General features: G+C 70.8%; 15 protein-coding genes. 13 read left to right on the top strand and 2 right to left on the bottom strand.

Annotation, left to right across the window (positions count from 1 at the left end):
- Nucleotides 1-13: 13 nt before the first annotated feature.
- Nucleotides 14-832 carry a class I SAM-dependent methyltransferase gene (locus tag AC5Y5E_RS00570; protein ID WP_499901079.1) on the bottom strand — a complete coding sequence of 273 codons (819 nt, stop codon included), beginning with the start codon at nucleotides 830-832 and terminating at the stop codon, nucleotides 14-16.
- Between the two features lie 225 nt (nucleotides 833-1,057).
- On the opposite strand from AC5Y5E_RS00570, the gene AC5Y5E_RS00565 reads away from it, so the two are divergent.
- From AC5Y5E_RS00565 to AC5Y5E_RS00535, 7 genes are all read left to right on the top strand, one after another.
- Nucleotides 1,058-1,858, top strand: coding sequence for an electron transfer flavoprotein subunit beta/FixA family protein (locus AC5Y5E_RS00565; protein WP_499901078.1), 801 nt, complete (start codon nucleotides 1,058-1,060; stop codon nucleotides 1,856-1,858).
- A 38-nt stretch (nucleotides 1,859-1,896) separates the two neighbouring features.
- Nucleotides 1,897-2,853, top strand: coding sequence for an electron transfer flavoprotein subunit alpha/FixB family protein (locus AC5Y5E_RS00560; protein ID WP_499901077.1), 957 nt, complete (start codon nucleotides 1,897-1,899; stop codon nucleotides 2,851-2,853).
- Nucleotides 2,854-3,097: 244 nt separating this feature from the next.
- Complete coding sequence (locus AC5Y5E_RS00555; RefSeq protein WP_499901076.1) at nucleotides 3,098-3,946, top strand: GNAT family N-acetyltransferase; 849 nt, start codon at nucleotides 3,098-3,100, stop codon at nucleotides 3,944-3,946.
- Nucleotides 3,943-4,764 carry a lysophospholipid acyltransferase family protein gene (locus AC5Y5E_RS00550; RefSeq protein WP_499901075.1) on the top strand — a complete coding sequence of 274 codons (822 nt, stop codon included), beginning with the start codon at nucleotides 3,943-3,945 and terminating at the stop codon, nucleotides 4,762-4,764. The genes AC5Y5E_RS00555 and AC5Y5E_RS00550 overlap by 4 nt, the downstream gene beginning before the upstream one ends.
- Before the next feature lie 33 nt (nucleotides 4,765-4,797).
- Nucleotides 4,798-5,976, top strand: a complete 1,179-nt coding sequence (locus tag AC5Y5E_RS00545; RefSeq protein ID WP_499901074.1) for a cysteine desulfurase family protein — start codon at nucleotides 4,798-4,800, stop codon at nucleotides 5,974-5,976.
- On the top strand, nucleotides 5,977-7,053 hold the full coding sequence (gene mnmA, locus AC5Y5E_RS00540) for a tRNA 2-thiouridine(34) synthase MnmA (RefSeq protein ID WP_499901073.1): 1,077 nt from the start codon (nucleotides 5,977-5,979) through the stop codon (nucleotides 7,051-7,053).
- 77 nt (nucleotides 7,054-7,130) lie between these two features.
- Nucleotides 7,131-7,415, top strand: a complete 285-nt coding sequence (locus tag AC5Y5E_RS00535; protein ID WP_499901072.1) for a DUF4190 domain-containing protein — start codon at nucleotides 7,131-7,133, stop codon at nucleotides 7,413-7,415.
- A 1-nt stretch (nucleotide 7,416) separates the two neighbouring features.
- On the opposite strand, the gene AC5Y5E_RS00530 is transcribed toward AC5Y5E_RS00535, so the two are convergent.
- Entirely contained in the window at nucleotides 7,417-8,049 is a 633-nt protein-coding gene (locus AC5Y5E_RS00530) for a sensor domain-containing protein (protein WP_499901816.1), read from the bottom strand.
- Between the two features lie 106 nt (nucleotides 8,050-8,155).
- Here AC5Y5E_RS00530 and AC5Y5E_RS00525 point away from each other — a divergent pair, with 106 nt between their 5' ends.
- The 6 genes from AC5Y5E_RS00525 (at nucleotide 8,156) to AC5Y5E_RS00500 (ending at nucleotide 14,132) form a co-directional block, all read left to right on the top strand.
- Nucleotides 8,156-9,181 carry a uroporphyrinogen decarboxylase/cobalamine-independent methonine synthase family protein gene (locus AC5Y5E_RS00525; protein ID WP_499901071.1) on the top strand — a complete coding sequence of 342 codons (1,026 nt, stop codon included), beginning with the start codon at nucleotides 8,156-8,158 and terminating at the stop codon, nucleotides 9,179-9,181.
- Nucleotides 9,182-9,310: 129 nt separating this feature from the next.
- Nucleotides 9,311-9,961 (top strand): PE family protein, encoded by a 651-nt coding sequence (locus tag AC5Y5E_RS00520; protein ID WP_499901070.1) that lies wholly within the window; start codon nucleotides 9,311-9,313, stop codon nucleotides 9,959-9,961.
- Nucleotides 9,962-10,037: 76 nt separating this feature from the next.
- Nucleotides 10,038-10,523 (top strand): SRPBCC family protein, encoded by a 486-nt coding sequence (locus AC5Y5E_RS00515; RefSeq protein WP_499901069.1) that lies wholly within the window; start codon nucleotides 10,038-10,040, stop codon nucleotides 10,521-10,523.
- Nucleotides 10,520-10,837, top strand: coding sequence for an ArsR/SmtB family transcription factor (locus AC5Y5E_RS00510; RefSeq protein WP_499901068.1), 318 nt, complete (start codon nucleotides 10,520-10,522; stop codon nucleotides 10,835-10,837). The genes AC5Y5E_RS00515 and AC5Y5E_RS00510 overlap by 4 nt, the downstream gene beginning before the upstream one ends.
- Nucleotides 10,838-10,947: 110 nt before the next feature.
- A complete protein-coding gene (ligA, locus tag AC5Y5E_RS00505; RefSeq protein ID WP_499901067.1) occupies nucleotides 10,948-13,026 on the top strand; it encodes an NAD-dependent DNA ligase LigA in 2,079 nt (692 codons plus the stop codon).
- Complete coding sequence (locus tag AC5Y5E_RS00500; protein ID WP_499901066.1) at nucleotides 13,023-14,132, top strand: cystathionine gamma-lyase; 1,110 nt, start codon at nucleotides 13,023-13,025, stop codon at nucleotides 14,130-14,132. Before ligA ends, AC5Y5E_RS00500 begins: the two co-directional genes overlap by 4 nt.
- Nucleotides 14,133-14,140: the final 8 nt, after the last annotated feature.

The following is a 14,140-nucleotide window of genomic DNA, read 5'->3' as shown; positions in this document are numbered from 1 at the left end:
ACGTGCGGGGTGCTCACGGCCGCACCGCGATCGCGATCAGATCCAGGCTTTCATCTATGTCACGGTCGCCGGCGTCGACCAGGTCGAAGTCGTCGCACGTGACTGCGGCGACGTCGGCGGCCAGTTCGGGCGGCCACGGCGCATCCGCGACCGCCCGCACGATTTGGGCGTCGATGATCGACCCACCGTGGCGGGCGTCCATCTCGCGCAAGCGCGGGCCGTGAAACAGCCCGCAGACGGTCACCTCGGAAAAGCCCGCGTCGACCAGCAGCTCGGTCAGCTCGGCGGCGTTGAGCTCGCGGGTGTGGAACGGGTTGACCGGGGTGTCGCGGCCGGGTGAGAAGGTGATCCGGTTCGGGGTGGACACCATCAGCAGGCCCGAGGGCCGCAGCACCCGGGCGCACTCGGCAACGAATTGTGGCTGATCCCACAGGTGCTCGATGACCTGGAAGTTCACCACAACGTCCATCGACGCCTCGGGCAGCGGCAGCTGCGCGAGGTTGGCCTGCATGACCTCGACCCGGGGGTAGCGGTTGCGGACGTGGGCCACCGCGGCCGCGTCGTAGTCCACCGCGACGACGCGGCGCGCGACGCCCGCGATCAAGTCGGCGCCGTAACCCTCGCCGCAGCCGGCCTCGAGGACCTCGCGGCCCGCGCAGCGCGGCGCAAGCCGCTGGTAAACGACCTGATGGCGGCGAAACCAGTAGTTCTCGATGTCCAGGTCCGGGATGGTGCGCTCGCCCGTCAGCGTCAACACCGCGTCGACCCCCGGCGGGGCCGACGGCTGGGGGCTCGGCACGTCCGAGGGGATCTCGGGGAGGAATGCGCTCATTGAATAGGCAGGCTAACGCGAAGTGTCCGATTCGCGAACCGCGAGCGGGGCACCCCTGCCGGGACGGGCAGACAGGGCGAAAGAACCTGCAGTACTACCCGCTATGGTGTGAGAGCAGACCGCACAAAGTTACCCGCTAGTAACACGCCGTGCAGTCTTAAAGTGCGTGACCGAGGTCCGCAAGCGACCGCTGCGCGACCCCTTCGAGGAGGACGAACCAGACTCATGACGAACATCGTGGTCCTGATCAAGCAGGTCCCAGACACCTGGTCGGAGCGCAAGCTCACCGACGGCGATTACACGCTGGACCGCGAGGCCGCCGACGCGGTGCTGGACGAGATCAACGAGCGCGCCGTGGAAGAGGCGCTGCAGATCCGCGAGAAGGAAGCCGCCGACGGCGTCGACGGGTCGGTGACCGTGCTGACCGCCGGACCCGAGCGGGCCACCGAGGCGATCCGCAAGGCCCTGTCGATGGGCGCCGATAAGGCCGTCCACCTCAAGGACGACGGCATGCACGGCTCGGACGTCATCCAGACCGCGTGGGCCCTGGCCCGCGCGCTCGGCACCATCGAGGGCACCGAGCTGGTCATCGCCGGCAACGAGGCCACCGACGGCGTCGGCGGTGCGGTGCCGGCCATCATCGCCGAGTACCTGGGCCTGCCGCAGCTGACCCACCTGCGCAAGCTGTCCCTCGACGGCGGCAAGGTCACCGGCGAGCGGGAGACCGACGACGGCGTGTTCACGCTCGAAGCCACCCTGCCCGCGGTGGTCAGCGTCACCGAGAAGATCAACGAACCGCGCTTCCCGTCGTTCAAGGGGATCATGGCCGCCAAGAAGAAAGAGGTCACGGTGCTGACCCTGGCCGAGATCGGGGTCGAGGCCGACGAGGTCGGGCTCGCCAACGCCGGCTCCACCGTGCTGTCGTCGACGCCGAAGCCGCCCAAGACCGCGGGCGAGAAGGTCACCGACGAAGGCGAGGGCGGCAACCAGGTCGCGCAGTACCTGGTCGCCCAGAAGATCATCTAACGAGCACGAAACCACAGACGAGAAGAGCGAAATAACCCATGGCTGAAGTACTGGTGTTGGTCGAGCACGCCGAAGGCGCGCTGAAGAAGGTCACCTCCGAACTGATCACCGCCGCGCGGGCGCTGGGCGAGCCGTCCGCCGTCGTCGTCGGCGCGCCCGGCACGGCCGCGCCGTTGGTCGACGGGCTGAAGGAGGCCGGCGCCGCCAAGATCTACGTCGCCGAGTCCGACGAGGTGGACTCCTACCTGATCACCCCGGTTGTCGACGTCCTGGCGTCGGTGGCCGAATCCAGTTCGCCCGCCGCCGTGCTGCTGGCCGCCAGCGCCGACGGCAAGGAGATCGCGGGCCGGCTCGCGGCGCGGCTCGGCTCGGGCCTGCTGGTCGACGTGGTCGAGGTCAAAGAGGGCAACAAGGGCATCCACTCCATCTTCGGTGGCGCGTTCACCGTCGAGGCGCAGGCCAACGGCGACACCCCGGTGATCACGGTCCGCGCCGGTGCCGTCGACGCCGAGCCGGCCGCCGGCGCCGGGGAGCAGGTCAGCGTGGAGGTCCCGGCCGCCGCCGAGAACGCCACCAAGGTCACCGCCCGCGAGCCCGCGGTCGCCGGTGACCGCCCGGAGCTGACCGAGGCCACCATCGTGGTCTCCGGTGGTCGCGGCGTGGGCAGCGCGGAGAACTTCAGCGTGGTCGAGGCGCTGGCCGACTCGCTGGGTGCCGCCGTCGGTGCGTCGCGCGCCGCGGTCGACTCCGGCTACTACCCGGGCCAGTTCCAGGTCGGCCAGACCGGCAAGACGGTGTCGCCGCAGCTCTACATCGCGCTGGGCATCTCCGGGGCGATCCAGCACCGGGCGGGCATGCAGACCTCGAAGACCATCGTCGCGGTCAACAAGGACGAAGAGGCGCCGATCTTCGAGATCGCCGACTACGGCGTGGTCGGCGACCTGTTCAAGGTCGCCCCGCAGCTGACCGACGCGATCAAGGCCCGCAAGGGCTGAGTTTCGCGCGGGTCTGGCCACCGCCAGCCCGAGTGCCGAAGCACGGCAAGCGTTCTCGCAAAGCCTGCCGCCGCTTCGGTTGCGGTTCACCTAAATTCGCCGCCGTCCGCAGCACCGGCGGTCCTGCGTCCGTTAACCGCACGGTCAATTAGCGCGAATTTTCGCGATATTTCGTCATCTGGCGTGCACCGACACGTCATAGCGTCGATGCCGATTAGCTCATCGGTTACGCCACGTTGTTCCCATGAGCATTGCTTCTGTCCTGATCGCCAGCGACAAGCCGGCGGGCGCGGCGACGGGCTCGGCCGGGCCGCACTATTCACTGTTGCTGTCCACCGATCCCAGCTTGATCGAGGCGGCGCAGCGGCTCCGGTACGACGTATTCACCAGCACACCCGGATTCGCCTTGCCGACCGCCGGAACGCAGCGCCTCGACATCGACAGGTTCGACGAATTCTGCGACCACCTACTGGTCCGCGACGACGACACCGGCGAGCTGGTGGGTTGTTATCGGATGCTGGCGCCGGCCGGCGCCATCGCGGTCGGGGGCCTTTATACCGCAACGGAATTCGATGTTCGCGCTTTCGACCCGCTGCGGCCCTCGTTGGTCGAGATGGGGCGCGCGGTGGTCCGCGACGGTCACCGCAACGGTGGGGTCGTGCTGCTGATGTGGGCGGGCATCCTGGCCTACCTGGACCGCTACGACTACGACTACGTGACCGGCTGCGTGTCGGTGCCCATCGGCGACGAATCTGACGGGGACACGCCGGGCAGCCAGCTGCGCGGCGTGCGCGACTTCATCCTCAACCGCCACGCCGCCCCGCCGCAGTACCGGGTGCGCCCCCACCGCCCCGTCCGGGTGGCCGGGCGGGCGCTCGACGACATCCCCGCGCCGGCGCGGCCCACGGTCCCGCCGCTGATGCGCGGCTACCTGCGGCTGGGCGCCCAGGTCTGCGGCGAGCCCGCGCACGACCCGGACTTCGGTGTGGGCGACTTCTGCGTGTTGCTGGACAAACGGCGCGCCGATACCCGATATCTCAAGAGGCTGCGGTCGGTTTCGGCCGCTTCGGAATTGGTGGGCGGCGCGCGGTGAACGCTCCCGGCGCCCACGCTTGGCTGCCACGCGCGACGTGCGACAGCAGCTGCGTGCGGGTCGGTCCCGCCTCGACACGGTGGCGGGTGGTGCTGCGGGTGACGCTTCGCGTCATGCTGGCGCTGCTGTTGGTGCCGGCGGTGCCGCTGGCGCTGGTGCCGCTGCCGGGACAGATGCGGGTGCAACGGTTCTACTGCCGGGTGGTGCTGCGCTGCTTCGGCGTGCGGATCAGCGTGTCGGGCAGCCCGATCCGGAACCTGCGTGGCGTCCTGGTGGTCAGTCCCCACATGTCCTGGCTGGACGTGTTCGCCATCGGTTCGGTGCTGCCCGGGTCGTTCGTGGCCCGCGCCGACCTGTTCGGTGCTCTCTCGGTGCGCCTGTTCAAGATCATTCCCATCGAGCGGGCCAACCTGCGGCGGCTGCCGTGGGTGGTCGAGACCGTCGCGCACCGGCTGCGCGCGGGTCAGACCGTGGTGGCGTTCCCGGAGGGCACCACCTGGTGCGGGCTGGCCTGCGGGTCGTTCTATCCGGCGATGTTCCAGGCCGCGATCGACGCCGGCCGCCCGGTGCAGCCACTGCGGTTGACCTACCGCCACGTCGACGGCGGCGTTTCGACCGTTCCGGCGTTCGTCGGCGACGACACCCTGTGGCGGTCGATGTGCAGGTTGCTGGCCGTGCGCCGCACCGTGGCGCACGTTCACGTGGAATCCCTGCAGCTGCCGGGCACCGACCGGCGGGCGCTGGCCCGCCGGTGCGAGTCCGCGGTGGGCGTGGGGGTGCCGCAGCGCCGAGGCCGGCGCCACGTGCTGGTGGGTTAGCTAACCGGACCTGCAGGTATCGTGGGGCCCGTCATGGTTTACCTCGACCACGCCGCCACCACCCCGATGCACCCCGCCGCCATCGAGGCGATGACGGCCGCGCTCGGCGCGGTCGGCAACGCGTCCTCGCTGCACACCAGCGGGCGCGCGGCGCGGCGGCGCATCGAGGAATCCCGCGAGCTCATCGCCGACAAACTGGGCGCGCGCCCGTCGGAGGTCATCTTCACCGCGGGCGGCACCGAGAGCGACAACCTCGCCGTCAAGGGCATCTACTGGGCTCGCCGCGGCGCCGACCCGTCGCGGCGGCGCATCGTCGCCAGCGAGGTCGAGCACCACGCCGTGCTGGACTCGGTGAACTGGCTCGTCGAGCACGAAGGCGCCGAGGTGACCTGGCTGCCCACCGCCGCCGACGGCTCGGTGTCGGCGGCCGCGCTGCGCGAGGCGCTGCAAAGCCACGACGACGTCGCGCTGGTCTCGGTGATGTGGGCCAACAACGAGGTGGGCACCGTGATGCCGGTCGCCGAACTCGCGGCCGTCGCAGCCGAATTCGGCGTCCCGGTGCACAGCGACGCCGTTCAGGCGGTGGGGCAGTTGCCCGTCGACTTCGCGGCCAGCGGCCTGTCGGCGATGAGCGTGACCGCGCACAAGTTCGGCGGTCCGCCCGCCGTGGGCGCGCTGCTGCTGCGCCGCGACGTCGCCTGCGTGCCGCTGTCCCACGGCGGCGGGCAGGAGCGCGACATCCGTTCCGGTACACCGGATGTCGCCGGCGCCGTCGGAATGGCGGCGGCGGCCCGGATCGCGGTGGACGCGCTCGAGCCGAACAGCGCTCGGCTGCGGGTGTTGCGCGATCGGCTGGTCGAGGGCGTCCTGGCCGGCATCGACGACGTCAGCCTCAACGGCGCCCGCGACCCGCAGCGGCTGCCCGGCAACGCGCACTTCACGTTCCGCGGCTGCGAGGGCGATGCGCTGCTGATGCTGTTGGACGCCAACGGGATCGAGTGCTCGACCGGCTCGGCCTGCACCGCCGGCGTGGCGCAGCCGTCGCACGTCCTGGTCGCGATGGGCGCCGACCCGGCCAGCGCCCGAGGGTCGTTGCGACTCTCGTTGGGGCACACCAGCGTTGACGCCGACGTGGATGCCGTGCTGCGGGTGCTGCCTGCCGCGGTGGACCGCGCCCGGCGGGCCGCGCTGGCCGCCGCGGGGGCGCCGTAAGTGAAGGTCCTCGCCGCGATGAGCGGCGGCGTCGATTCGTCCGTCGCCGCCGCCCGCATGGTCGACGCCGGGCACGACGTGGTCGGGGTGCACCTGGCGCTGTCGTCGGCGCCGGGCACGTTCCGCACCGGCTCGCGGGGCTGCTGTTCCAAAGAGGACGCGTCCGACGCGCGCCGCGTCGCCGACGTGCTCGGAATCCCGTTCTACGTATGGGATTTCGCGGAGAGGTTCAAGGCGGACGTGATCGACGACTTCGTCGAGTCCTACGCCCGCGGCGAGACCCCGAACCCCTGCGTGCGGTGCAATCAGCGAATCAAGTTCTCGGCGCTGTCGGCGAAAGCCGTTGCGCTTGGCTTCGACACGGTGGCCACCGGCCACTACGCCCGGCTGTCCGGTGGGCGGCTGCGCCGCGCCGTCGACCGGGACAAGGACCAGTCCTACGTGCTGGCCGTGCTGACCGCTGGGCAGTTGCGGCACGCGGCGTTCCCGATAGGGGACACCCCGAAGCCCGACATCCGGGCCGAGGCGGCCCGTCGCGGCCTGGCCGTCGCCGACAAGCCGGACAGCCACGACATCTGCTTCATCCCGTCCGGCGACACCCGGGCCTTCCTGGGGGAGCGCATCGGGGTGCGCCGCGGCGCCGTCGTGACCACCGACGGCGCCGTGCTGGCCACCCACGACGGGGTGCACGGGTTCACCGTCGGGCAGCGCAAGGGGCTGGGCATCGCCGGCCCGGGGCCGACCGGCCGTCCGCGCTACGTGACGTCGATCGACGCCGAGACGGGAACGGTCGAGGTGGGGGAGTCGTCGGACCTCGATGTGCACGGCCTGGTCGGGCGGTCACCGGTGTTCACCGCCGGGGCCCCGCCGCAGGGCCCCGTCGAGTGCGCGGTGCAGGTGCGGGCGCACGGCGAGACGGTGGGCGCGGTGGCCGAACTGGTCGGCGACGAGCTCGTCGTTCGGCTGCGCAACCCGCTGCGCGGCGTCGCGCCCGGGCAGACGCTGGTGCTTTACCGCCCGGACCCCGACGGCGACGAGGTGCTCGGCAGCGCCACCATCGCCGCCACCTCGCGCTGAGCCCGCGCCAAGAATTCCTTGAGGATCCGCCAAGGGCGGTTTCCGACCCTTTCCCTGACAGCAGGAAAGGAGCCGAGATGACCACCCAGCAAGCCGCGGCGCGTGAGGTGCGGACCGTTCAGACCAACGCCTGGGCCATCGCGGCCTTCGTGCTCAGCCTGATGGGCATGTACGGCAGCCCGCTGCTGAGCACCATCTTCGCCGTCGTCGCGCTGCACCAGGTGAGGCGGCGTGGGGAGAACGGCTTCGGGCTGGCGATCGCGGCTCTGGCGGTCTCGGCAGCCATGACCGCCCTACACGTGGCGATGTGGGTCAAGTACGGCCACCCGAACTTCGAGCTGCTGGCGACGGCGCACTGGTGAGCTATCCGGGAATGTTGGCGGCGATGTTCGTCATCACGATGTCGGACACCGACTGCGCGAAGCCGCAGAACGTGACTTCCACCATGGCCACCTTCAGCACCCGGTAGTCGCGTCCGCACCCGCCGGGCCCCAGGTGCAGCGAGTTCGCGTTCGCGTTCCACTCGCCGACCAGCGACTGGCCCGCCGAGCCGCCCGCGCAGCCGCCGACGGCGCCCACCAGCGCACTGAATGCCCGGCGCGCGGTGTCGGCGTCCTGGTAGGCGGCGGCGCCCTCGGAGATCAGGGCCCCGTCGGGCGGGTCCTGGAAGGTGGTCTTGTGAAATTCCTCGATGTCGGGGCCGAACGTGGCCGTCTCGGCGTAGAGGAACCGGCACTCGGCCGGCGTGGCCTCGGCGAGGGCGTCGATGTCGACCGGGCGGGTGCCGTCCATCGACGGGATGATCGTGAGGTGCTCACCGGCGCCGGTGATGGCGCGCATCCGTGACTGGTCCAGCAGGATGGTGTCGACGTTGACGCCCTGAACGCCCTTGGCGGCGGGCCCGAATCCCGCCAGGGGGGTGCCGCCCACCACCCGGGTGCACGCCGCCGTCAGCAACACCGCGCCAACAAACAGCAGCGGCCGTGTCCGTGCCAGTCTCGCCCTGTGCCCCACCGTTTTGCACCCTTCTCGGCATGAACCTACTCCGCCCCGAACACCCCTCGCGACCGGAGCCGATCGCGGCGTCGAATACGGTTGGCCGGTGAGTGTTTTCGCGCATCCGTTCGCGAGGGCCAGCGGCGTCGGATCGTGGCCCGGCACCGCGCCGCGCGCGGCCGCCGAGGTGGTGGTCGGCGAGCTGGCGGGCGCGCTGGCCCACCTCGTCGAACTGCCCGCCAGGGGAGTGGGCGCCGATCTGTTCGGCCGCGCCGGCGCGCTGCTGGTCGACGTGGCCATCGACACGGTCCCGCGCGGCTACCGCATCGCCGCCCGGCCCGGCGCCGTGACGCGCCGCGCCGTCAGCCTCCTCGACGAAGACATGGACGCGCTGGAGGAGGCCTGGGAGACGGCGGGGCTGCGCGGCGCCGGGCGGGTGGTCAAGGTGCAGGCTCCCGGGCCGATCACGCTGGCCGCCGGGCTCGAACTCGCCAACGGCCACCGCGCCATCACCGACTCCGGTGCCGTGCGCGACCTGGCGGCGTCGCTGGCGGAAGGCGTTGCGGCGCACCGTGCGTCGCTCGCCCGCCGCCTCGATACGCCGGTGGTGGTGCAATTCGACGAGCCGTCGCTGCCGGCGGCGTTGGGTGGGCAACTGAGCGGGGTGACGGCGCTGAGCCCGGTCGCCGCGCTCGACGAGGCGGTCGCCCTGGGACTGCTCGACGCGTGCGCCGCGACCGTCGGCGCCGACGTGTTGGTCCACAGCTGCGCTTCGGAGTTGCCGTGGGATCTCTTGGGGCGCAGCGGGATTGGTGGCGTATCTGTGGACGCCAGCACGCTGCGCGCCGAGGACCTGGACGGCATCGCGGCCTTCGTCGAATCCGGTCGCACCGTCGCGCTGGGCGTGGTCCCGGCGACGGCGCCGCCACAGCGGCCGTCGGCCGAAGAGATCGCCACCGCCGTCGTCGCGGTGACCGATCGGCTCGGATTCGCCCGCTCGGCGCTGCGCGAGCGCATCGGCGTGACCCCGGCGTGCGGCCTGGCGGGCGCCACGCCGGCGTGGGCGCGGACCGCGATCGAGCTCGCCCGCAAGGCTGCCGAGGCGTTCGCCGAGGACCCGGACGCCATTTAGCTCGCCTAAAGAGCTTTATCCAAAAGCCCTTTGATTAATTGACGCGCCCGTTAATCTTGACGCGCGCCTGTGTCCCGATCGGTTTGGGGGGCCGGCACCGGGTGAGTCGACTTGAAGGGGGACACGGGCATGTCGTTTGTTGTTGTGGCGCCGGAGTACGTGACGGCGGCGGCCGGGGATCTGGCGAATATCGGCTCGACGCTGGGTGCGGCGCGGTCCGCGGCCGCCGCGTCGACCACCGGGATCACCGCGGCGGCCGCCGACGACGTATCGGGCGCCATCGCGGCACTTTTCAACGCGCACGCCCTGGATTTCCAGGCGCTCGGCAACCAGGTCGCGGCGTTTCACGACGAGTTCGTCGGCTTGTTGAACGGCGGCGCGGCGACATATCTCAGCGCCGAGGCCGCCAACGCCGCCGCCGTTCCGACGGCGCAGGACATCCTCAACCAGATCAACGCGCCATTCGTTCAGTTCACGGGGCGCCCGCTGATCGGCAACGGCGCGAACGGGGTGCCGGGGACCGGCGCGCCCGGCGGGGCCGGCGGGTGGTTGATCGGCGACGGTGGGGCCGGCGGGTCGGGCGGAACGGGCGGGACTGGCGGCTTCTCCGGCAGCGTCACTGGTGTCGGCGGCGTCGGCGGTAACGGCGGCGGCGCCGCGGGGATCGGTGTCGGCGGCAACGGCGGCAACGCGGGCATTGGCCCCGGGGGCACCGGCACCGCCGGCACCGGCGGACCGTCGGGCATCTTCGGCGCGAACGGTTCGGACGGTTTGACCTAGCAGACGCCATACGCAACTAAACGGTTGCGCTTCGGGGTTGGTTGTGGCAGCCTGAAATGCAACCAGGAGGTTGCATATGAGCACTGATCGCATTCAGAAACAAGTCGTGTTGCGCGCGCCGCTGGACCGGGTGTGGCGGGCCATCACGGACGCCGAGCAGTTCGGGCAGTGGTTCGGGGTCCGCTTCGACGGGCCGTTCGTCGCCGGTAAGCCCGTCGCCGCGACCATCACACCGACCACCGTCGACGAGGAGGTCGCCAAGCGCCAGGAGCCGCACGCGGGTGTGCAGAGCACCTGGCAGATCGTCGCGATCGAGCCCAAGCGGCGGTTCGCCTACCGCTGGCAGCCGTGCGCCGGCGAGCTGGATGCGGACGATGAGCCGACCACGCTGGTCGAGTTCACGCTCGCCGAGACGCCCGACGGTGTGCTGCTCACGATCACCGAATCCGGTTTCGACGCCATCCCCGCGGCGCGTCGCGCGTCCTCGTTCGAGGCCAACTCCGAGGGCTGGGCCATCCAGACCGACCTTGTGCGCCGGTATCTGGAGGGCACCCGGGTATGAGCGCCGTCGGCGCGCCGCTCTTCGACGCGCTCGGGGATGCGAATCGGCTGCGCATCATCGTCCGGCTCTGCGACGCCGGGCCGTGCTCGACATCGCAAGTCACCCAGGCCATTCCGGTCACCCGGCAGGCGGCCAGCAAGCACCTGGCGCTGCTCGAATCCGCCGGACTGGTCACCAGCGCGCGGCGCGGACGCGAGCGCGTCTGGACGGTGCGGACCGAACCGCTGGCCCAGGCCAGCGACTACCTCGACCAGCTGTCGCGGCGCTGGGACGCGGCGGTGGAGCGGTTGCGTGCATTCGTGGAAGACGAGTGAGCTCGTCGCCGAGACTGCCATTATGTCTGCGCCGCGAAGGCTCAGCGCAACCACCATGGCAATCTCGGCGCACGATCCAGCCCGTCGGTGCCCTTCGATAACCTGCCAAGGTGACTTCAGCAGAGGCTGACCCCGTTGCGCCCGACGTTCGGCGGCAGTGGCGGGAACTGGCCGACGAGGTGCGCGAACACCAGTTCCGTTACTACGTGCGCGACGCGCCGATCATCTCCGACGCGGAGTTCGACGAGCTCCTGAAGCGGCTCGAAGCGCTCGAGGAGCAGCACCCCGAGCTGCGCACGCCCGATTCGCCGACCCAGCTCGTCGGCGGGGCCGGCTTCGCCACCGATTTCACCGAGGCCGAGCATCTCGAGCGAATGTTGTCCCTGGACAACGTCTTCAGCGCCGACGAGTTCGAGTTGTGGGCCGCGCGGGTGCGCGCCGAGGTCGGCGACGACGTGCCCTACCTATGTGAGCTCAAGATCGACGGCGTCGCCCTGTCGCTGGTGTATCGCGACGGTCGGCTGGTCCGGGCGGCGACGCGGGGGGACGGCCGCACCGGCGAGGACGTCACGCTGAACGCCCGAACCATCGACGACGTCCCCGAACGGCTGACGTCCGGCGAGGACTACCCCGTACCGAAGGTGCTCGAGGTACGCGGCGAGGTGTTCTTCCGGCTCGCCGACTTCGAGGCGCTCAACGCCGCGCTGGTCGAGGACGGCAAGACGCCCTTCGCCAACCCCCGCAACAGCGCCGCGGGATCGCTCCGCCAAAAAGACCCCGCCGTCACCGCGCGCCGCAGGCTGCGGATGATCTGCCACGGGGTGGGACACACCGAGGGCTTCCGGCCGGCCACCCTGCACGACGCCTACCTGGCGCTGGGCGCGTGGGGTCTGCCCGTCTCCGAGCACACCACCCGGGTGGAAAACGTGACCGGCGCGCTCGATCGCATCACCTACTGGGGCGAGCACCGCCACGACGTCGATCACGAGATCGACGGCGTGGTGGTCAAAGTCGACGACGTGGCGCTGCAGCGCCGCCTGGGCTCCACCTCGCGCGCGCCGCGCTGGGCGATCGCGTACAAGTACCCGCCCCAGGAGGTGCAGACCGAGCTCCTGGACATCCGCGTCAACGTCGGGCGGACCGGGCGCGTCACGCCGTTCGCGTTCATGACACCGGTCAAGGTGGCCGGTTCGACGGTGGGGCTGGCCACCCTGCACAACGCGGCCGAGGTCAAGCGCAAGGGCGTGTTGATCGGCGACACCGTGGTGATCCGCAAGGCCGGCGACGTCATCCCCGAGGTGCTCGGGCCGATCGTCGACCTGCGCGACGGCACGGAACGCGAATTCGTCATGCCCACAACGTGTCCCGAATGCGGAACCCCGCTCGCCCCCGCCAAGGAGGGCGACGCCGACATCCGCTGCCCCAACGCCCGGTCCTGCCCGGCGCAGTTGCGGGAGCGGGTGTTTCACGTCGCCGGCCGCGGCGCGTTCGACATCGAGGCGCTGGGCTACGAGGCCGCTATCGCGCTGCTGCAGGCCGGGGTGATCTCCGACGAGGGAGACCTGTTCTCGATCACCGAGGACGACCTGTTGCGCACCGAGTTGTTCACTACCAAGAGCGGCGCGGTGTCGGCCAACGGCAAGCGGCTGCTGGCCAACCTCGACAAGGCCAAGTCGCAGCCCCTGTGGCGGGTGCTGGTGGCGTTGTCGATCCGGCACGTGGGCCCGACGGCCGCCCGCGCGCTGGCCACCGAATTCGGTGACCTGCAGGCGATCGAGGACGCGTCCACCGAGCAGCTGGCCGCGGTCGAGGGCGTCGGCCCGACGATCGCCGCCGCGGTCACCGAATGGTTCACCGTGGACTGGCACCGCGCGATCGTCGACAAGTGGCGGGCGGCCGGGGTGCGGATGGCCGACGAACGCGACGCGAGCACGCCGCGCACCCTCGAGGGGCTGACCATCGTGGTCACCGGTTCGCTGGCGGGTTTTTCGCGCGACGACGCCAAGGAGGCGATCGTGTCGCGCGGCGGCAAGGCCGCGGGATCGGTGTCGAAGAAGACCGATTACGTCGTCGCCGGCGACGCGCCGGGCTCCAAGTACGACAAGGCGGTGGAACTCGGCGTGCCGATCCTCGACGAGGACGGATTCCGAAAGCTGTTGGCCGACGGGCCTTCCGAGGCCGAAGAGTGAGGGGTCGGTTCGGCGATTCGACGCGTAGCGTCAGGGCTGTAAGCCCGCCGGCCGTCCCCGGTCAGCCGGTGACGCCGCCGGCGGTGCTGGCCTCCACGTATCACCTGTCGGCCGACGAAGCCCCAGATTTGGACACCTATGGCCGCAGCTCCAATGCGACCTGGCGGCAGGTGGAATCGGCGGTCGCGGCGCTGGAGGGAGCGACCGGCGCGGTGGTCTTCAGCTCGGGCATGGCGGCCATCAGCGCGTCACTGCGCGCGCTGACCGGGCCCGGTTCGGCTTTGGTGGTGCCGTCCGACGGCTACTACCAGGTGCGCCGCTATGCGGCGGAACACCTTGCGCCCGCGGGTGTTTCGGTGATCGAGGCGTCGATTTCGCAAATCTACGACGCCGCGGCCGGCGCCGACGTCGTGCTGGCCGAAACCCCCACCAACCCCGCGCTGGATGTGATCGACCTCCGGCGGCTGGCTGCCATCTGCCGGTCTCGCGGGGCGCGGTTGGTTGTCGACAACACCGCCGCCACCCCGTTCGGTCAGTGCCCCCTGGCGTTGGGGGCCGACGTGGTGGTGGCCAGCGCCACCAAGGGGATCTCGGGGCACGGTGACCTGCTGGCCGGTTACGTGGCGACCAACCATCCCGAGTTGATCGCCGCCGTGGAGCGTCAACGCCTGCTCGCCGGTGCGATCCTGGGCGGATTCGAGGCCTGGCTGCTGCTGCGCAGCCTGGGCAGCGCCGGGCTGCGATTCGACCGGCAGTGCCAAAACGCGCAGGCTGCGGCGACGATACTGGCCGGCCATCCGGCGGTGCGAGCCGTGCGCTACCCGGGGTTGGTCGAGGACCCGGCGCACCCCGTGGCCGTCGCCCAGATGCGCCGGTTCGGGGCCCTGGTGTCATTCGAGTTGGCCGACGCCGCCGCGGTGCACGCACTCGTGGAGCGCAGTGAGCTGCTCATCGCGTCGACCAGCTTCGGCGGCATCCACAGCTCGGTGGACCGGCGGGCACGTTGGGGCGACCCCGTCGCGGACGGATTCGCGCGCCTCTCGCTGGGGATCGAGGACACCGACGATCTGGTCGCAGACATGGAGCAGGCCCTCACCTCGAGCTGACCTGAACG

The sequence above is a fragment of the Mycobacterium sp. NGS54 genome (assembly GCF_059812465.1).
The sequence above is the reverse complement of the archived record's forward strand: the minus strand, read 5'-3'. Positions and strand labels throughout refer to the sequence as shown.

Coding starts and splice junctions, on each gene's coding strand:
- AC5Y5E_RS00555 (WP_499901076.1), top strand. CDS start 3,098: ATGAGCATTGCTTCTGTCCTGATCGCCAGCGACAAGCCGGCGGGCGCG.
- AC5Y5E_RS00515 (WP_499901069.1), top strand. CDS start 10,038: ATGAGCACTGATCGCATTCAGAAACAAGTCGTGTTGCGCGCGCCGCTG.
- AC5Y5E_RS00570 (WP_499901079.1), bottom strand. CDS start 832: ATGAGCGCATTCCTCCCCGAGATCCCCTCGGACGTGCCGAGCCCCCAG.
- AC5Y5E_RS00545 (WP_499901074.1), top strand. CDS start 4,798: ATGGTTTACCTCGACCACGCCGCCACCACCCCGATGCACCCCGCCGCC.
- AC5Y5E_RS00535 (WP_499901072.1), top strand. CDS start 7,131: ATGACCACCCAGCAAGCCGCGGCGCGTGAGGTGCGGACCGTTCAGACC.
- AC5Y5E_RS00565 (WP_499901078.1), top strand. CDS start 1,058: ATGACGAACATCGTGGTCCTGATCAAGCAGGTCCCAGACACCTGGTCG.
- AC5Y5E_RS00560 (WP_499901077.1), top strand. CDS start 1,897: ATGGCTGAAGTACTGGTGTTGGTCGAGCACGCCGAAGGCGCGCTGAAG.
- AC5Y5E_RS00510 (WP_499901068.1), top strand. CDS start 10,520: ATGAGCGCCGTCGGCGCGCCGCTCTTCGACGCGCTCGGGGATGCGAAT.
- AC5Y5E_RS00520 (WP_499901070.1), top strand. CDS start 9,311: ATGTCGTTTGTTGTTGTGGCGCCGGAGTACGTGACGGCGGCGGCCGGG.